Origin of the sequence: Burkholderia sp. ZZQ-2, assembly GCF_050768715.1 — a bacterium.
Taxonomy (GTDB): Bacteria; Pseudomonadota; Gammaproteobacteria; order Burkholderiales; family Burkholderiaceae; genus Burkholderia; species Burkholderia cepacia.
Genome location: NZ_LDVA01000176.1, coordinates 1 through 4,483 on the forward strand (window position 1 = coordinate 1; position 4,483 = coordinate 4,483).

Consider the following 4,483-nt stretch of genomic DNA (forward strand, 5'->3'; position numbering starts at 1 on the left):
CCATACCGCCGCGGCCGCGAGCGTGCCGACGGCGCCATGGAGCGCGACGCGAGACACCATCGTCCGGACCGTCATCGCTCAAACGCCCTGCAGCTTCAGCCGGTTCGCATGCACGCGCAGCGCGGCGACCGGGTCTTCCGCGTACGCGCCGCGGATGCCGAGCAACTGATTGATCGCGTCGAAGTGATTCCAGTGGTAACGCGTCGAGATCACCGTGCCGAACATCGAACTGCAGGTCGACGTGAAGCCGTCGTTCGGCCCCGCACCGGCCAGCGCCATCACGTTGCCGGCGGTCAGGAACACGAGCGTCGACGGATCCAGCAGGTTCGCCGGATCGATGACCGGAATTACGCTGGTGTCGGCAGCGCCCGTCACGATGCCGAGCAGCGACACCGGCTGGTATGCGGCGCCGCTCCACGAATACAGCAGATGCACGTTGCCGCCGATCGTCTCGGCGGGCGCGCCGGTGCGACAGGCACCGGCGCCAAGGCCCGGGCTCGGGAACAACTGGTTGAACCGCGTGGTTCGCGCCGTGCCGAGCGCATCGAGCGCGGCGATCGCATCCTGGTTCGTGTTGTGCGTGTCGCTGGTCAAGACGCCGAACAGGTTCAGGAGCGCGCCGAACACCGGCGTCGAGATGCCCGTCGGGTCCAGCTTCAGCGCGGCGAGCACGAAGTCGGCGAACTGCGAGCCTCGGTGCGGCGTCGCGATCGTCGTGACCGACGCGACGAGCGCGGGCGCGACCGACGCGACGTAGCGCGACGTCAGCCCGCCCTGGCTGTGTCCGATCAGGTTCACCTTGGCCGCGCCCGTGACCGCCAGCACCTGCTTCACGTAGGCGAGCAGTTGCTCGCCGCGCCCGTTCGGGCCGAGGTCGCTCTGGAACCCCGACAGGTCGGCGACGTAAACCGTCGCGCCATGCCGCTGCAGGTCGGCCTGCATCCCGTACCAGTACGGCACCACGCCGAAATAGTCGTCGGTGCCGGTCAGGCCGTGCACGAGGATGATCGGATAGCGGGTCGCCGCGTAGTCGTCGAGCGTGGCGCCGGCCGCCGTCTGCGCGCCGGCCGCGGGTGCGGCCAGGCCGACGCAGGCGAGCAGCGCGGCACCGGCCAGGAGGCGCGCGCACGCGCGCCAAAGGCGTCGCACCGGCGCGGCGCGTCTCGCGATATCGATGTCGATGTCATGCATGCGCGGTCCCCAAAGTTGCGTGCGCGGCCACGCGCCGCTGCCACGCGATGAACAACGGCGCACCGACGACTTCGAGCACCGTGAAGCCGACGAACGGCGGCCACGGCAGCCCGAGCGTCGCGAGCGAAATCAGCCGTCCGATGCCGCCGAGGAAGATCATCGTCCACAGCGTCGCGAACAGCCGTCCCTGGCGCTCGATCCCCGGGATCACCGAGAACGCCGCGAGGCCGAGCCCGAGCCAGACGCCCGCGTAGAAGCGCAGGTTGCCGTCCAGCGTCGCGTCGGCCGGCAGCGCGATGCCGAGCGACGCGTACAACGGATCGTGGATGCCCATCATGCCGAGTACCCCGGTGATCGACGGGACCAGCGCAAGCACGGCGGTCGCCGCCTGAAGCGCGCGTTTGCTCATTCGAACTCTCCTTGCTTCATCGATAGAAAATGCCCAGCACCTGCACGCTGGCCGACTCCGGCATCGCACCGAAGCGGCTCCACGACGGGCCGCCCTGATGCAGCCACTGCAGCGCAATGTCGAACCGGTCGAAGCGCCGCCGCAGCTCGAGCCAGTATTGCCGGCCGCCGCCGAGATCGGCCTGCACGAAACCCGACAGATCCAGACGGCGCACACCGATATTGCGCCATGTCGCCATCAGGAACACGCCGTGACGGGTTTGCAGCTCCTGCGCGGCAATCGACGTCTGCACCGCGCTGCCCCAGGCCGCCGGGTTCGCGCGCTGCAGCGCGCGCCATTGCGACGCGTCCGCGCCGCCGCCGTTGCTCTGGAATTCGGCACTCAGCGACAGGTCGATCGGCAGCGTCCAGGTCGCGCCCACCGACGAGCTCGTGCGGAACGCGCTGTCGCCGGCCGCGCCGGTCGCGCGTGCGATCAGCGAGCGCCGGTAGCCGCCCGCCCATTCGACGTAGGCGACCACCGAGTTGCCGAGCAGCACGCTCAGGTTTTGGCCGAACTGCGGCGCCTGCCCGCTTTCGCCGTAGACGATCCATTGCGGCTGGATCGTCGCGGCGAGCCGCTGGCTCGCGACGAGCATCCAGCGATCGACGCCGTTGGTGCGCTGCAGGTCGGACGATACGGCCGGATCGCCCGGCAGGCTGCGGCGCTCGAGCCGCGGCGACAGCAGCGCCGCGAGCGAGCCCGTGTCCCACACCTGCTGCGCGCGCAGCGCGACCGTGCCGAGCCGATTCGTGTGGCGGCTGTCCGGATCGGGCGGCACGTCGAGGCTCACCGCGCCCGCGCGAAAGAAGTCGGTCGGGTTGTAGCCGATCGCCGCGCCGAGCCGCTCGTTGACGCGCCCCGCGTCGACGACGAACGTCGGCGCCGCGCGCCAGCTCGCGTACGCCTCCTTCACGAGCGTCACGTCGCGCGACGACGTGCGCGACGTCCCGAGCGGATCGAAGCGGTCGAAGCGCATCGAGAAGTGCGCGGCGAACGTCGGCGTCAGCCACTGCCCGTACTCGAATTCGACCGACAGCTGGTTGCGCCCGGCGTGCGCGCCGTCGCGATAGCGGCTCGCGCGCAACGCGTCCTGCACGTCGAGCTTCCACGGCTTCGCGGTATCGGCCGGCGCCGCGGCGGACCGGTCGGCGAGATCGAGCGCCGCGGCATCGGCCGCATCCACGCCGCCCGCACCGCCCGTCGCCTCCGCGCCGGCCGACGCCGCACGCGCGAGCGCCGGCAGCAGCACGAACGCGAGCGCCGCGACCCGGCATCGACGCCGCACCGTCATTGCGCCTGGAAGCGGGACAGGTAGTCGCGCTGCAGCCATGCATCGGGAATGTCGCGCCACGCGTAGTCGGAGAAACGCATGACCGTGACCCAGTTGCTGTCGAGCCCGTCGATGATGACCGTTTCCGTCGGCCGCTCGACGCCGAGCTGCATCGTGTAGCGCCGGTAGAACGCGGTCTTCAGCAGCCGGTCGCTCTCCGAATAGAAGCGCGCCTTCAGGGGCCGGTTGTTCGCCGCGTCGATCCAGATCTCGATGCGGCGGTACGTCAGCCCGTCGCCGTGGCCGGTGAGCGCGAGCCGGTATGCGCGGCGGGTCTGCCGGTCGCCGTCGGCGATGTCCTCGACGCCCTTCAGCTCGGCCGTGTAGTCGTGCGCGAGATTGACCGTCACGACGTCGCCGTTCGCGGCCTGCCCGAGCAGCCGCTGGTCGGGCGAGATCCGCACGCTCGCCTGGTTCGCGGGATCGTAGAACCACAGGTCGTTGCCGTTCTTCAGCATCAGCTTGCCCGTGTCGCGCGCCGGCGCGACGAAGCGCACCAGCGTGCGGAACGCGCCGCCCGGCGCGTCGGGCTTCGAATAGATCGACAGCGTATTGCCGTCCACCTGCTTGCCCGACCGATACTCGATCAGCGTCGCGGTCAGCACGAACGATTTCGCCGGCGCGCGGATCGCGTCGCTCGCCGCGAGCACCTTCTGCGGATCGGGCGCCGGCTGCGCGTGCGCGGCGCCGGCCAGGAATGAAAGACTCAGACAGCATGAAACGAACAGGCGACGCACGTGCGCTCTCCCCGAAAGTGAAATGAACGAAAAAGACCGCATCCGCACGGCGTCATACGTGCCGCAGCGCATCGACGATCGACAGCCGCGCCGCGTGCCGCGACGGCAGCCACGCGGACAGCCCGGCCACGCATGCGAGCCCCGCGAACGTGACGGCGATGGTTCGCCACTCGCCCCACACGCGCACCGTCAGCGCGACCGCGTCGATGCGCGCGGGCGGCGTCCAGGCCAGCCCGCTGTGATTGACGGCCGCCGCGATCGCGAGCGCCGCCAGCACGCCGAGCGATGCGCCGGCCACGCCGAGCAGCGCGCCCTCGCAGACGAACAGCGCCTGAATGCCGCCGCGCCGCATGCCCATCGCGCGCAGCGTGCCGATCTCGACCGTGCGCTCGATGATCGCGGTGCTCATCGTGTTGCTGATCACGAACAGCACGATCGCGCTGATCAGCACGAACACGAAACCGAAGATCACCGAGAACATCCGGTTGGTCTGGTCGTAGAACGGGTTCAGCGTCGCGAAATCGACGACGTCGAGCGGCTGGCCGTCGAAGCCGCCGCGCAGCAGCTGCTCGATGCGCGCGCGCGCCGCCGGCAGATCGGCCGTGCGCGCGAGCTGGATCTCGAGGGCGGTCGCGCGCGGCTCGGCGCCGCCGTACACGAGCCGCTGCGCCTGCGGCAGACGCACCGCGAGATACACGTCGTCGAGCTCCTTCACGCCCTGCTGCTCGGCCTTCACGACCGAGAAGCGGCCGACGTTCGGCGCGCCGCCCGCGC

Annotated in this window: 5 protein-coding genes; all 5 read right to left on the minus strand. The window is 70.4% G+C overall.

All coding sequences use genetic code 11. The annotated features are described in order from the left end of the window. Positions 1-78: 78 nt before the first annotated feature. Positions 79-1,191, minus strand: a complete 1,113-nt coding sequence (locus ABY44_RS11395) for an esterase/lipase family protein (protein WP_060170849.1) — start codon at positions 1,189-1,191, stop codon at positions 79-81. Further along, on the minus strand, positions 1,184-1,600 hold the full coding sequence (locus ABY44_RS11400) for a DUF4345 domain-containing protein (RefSeq protein WP_059694772.1): 417 nt from the start codon (positions 1,598-1,600) through the stop codon (positions 1,184-1,186). Before ABY44_RS11400 ends, ABY44_RS11395 begins: the two co-directional genes overlap by 8 nt. A gap of 16 nt (positions 1,601-1,616) precedes the next feature. Beyond that, the gene (locus ABY44_RS11405; RefSeq protein WP_060170847.1) at positions 1,617-2,933 is read right to left on the minus strand and encodes a hypothetical protein; all 1,317 of its coding nucleotides are present in this window, start codon (positions 2,931-2,933) and stop codon (positions 1,617-1,619) included. After that, positions 2,930-3,709: an outer membrane lipoprotein-sorting protein gene (locus tag ABY44_RS11410; RefSeq protein WP_034190065.1), complete on the minus strand. Its 780-nt coding sequence runs from the start codon at positions 3,707-3,709 to the stop codon at positions 2,930-2,932. Before ABY44_RS11410 ends, ABY44_RS11405 begins: the two co-directional genes overlap by 4 nt. Positions 3,710-3,761: 52 nt before the next feature. Next, positions 3,762-4,483, minus strand: a 722-nt coding sequence (locus ABY44_RS11415; RefSeq protein WP_431641199.1) for an ABC transporter permease, incomplete at its 5' end; no start/stop codon positions are given.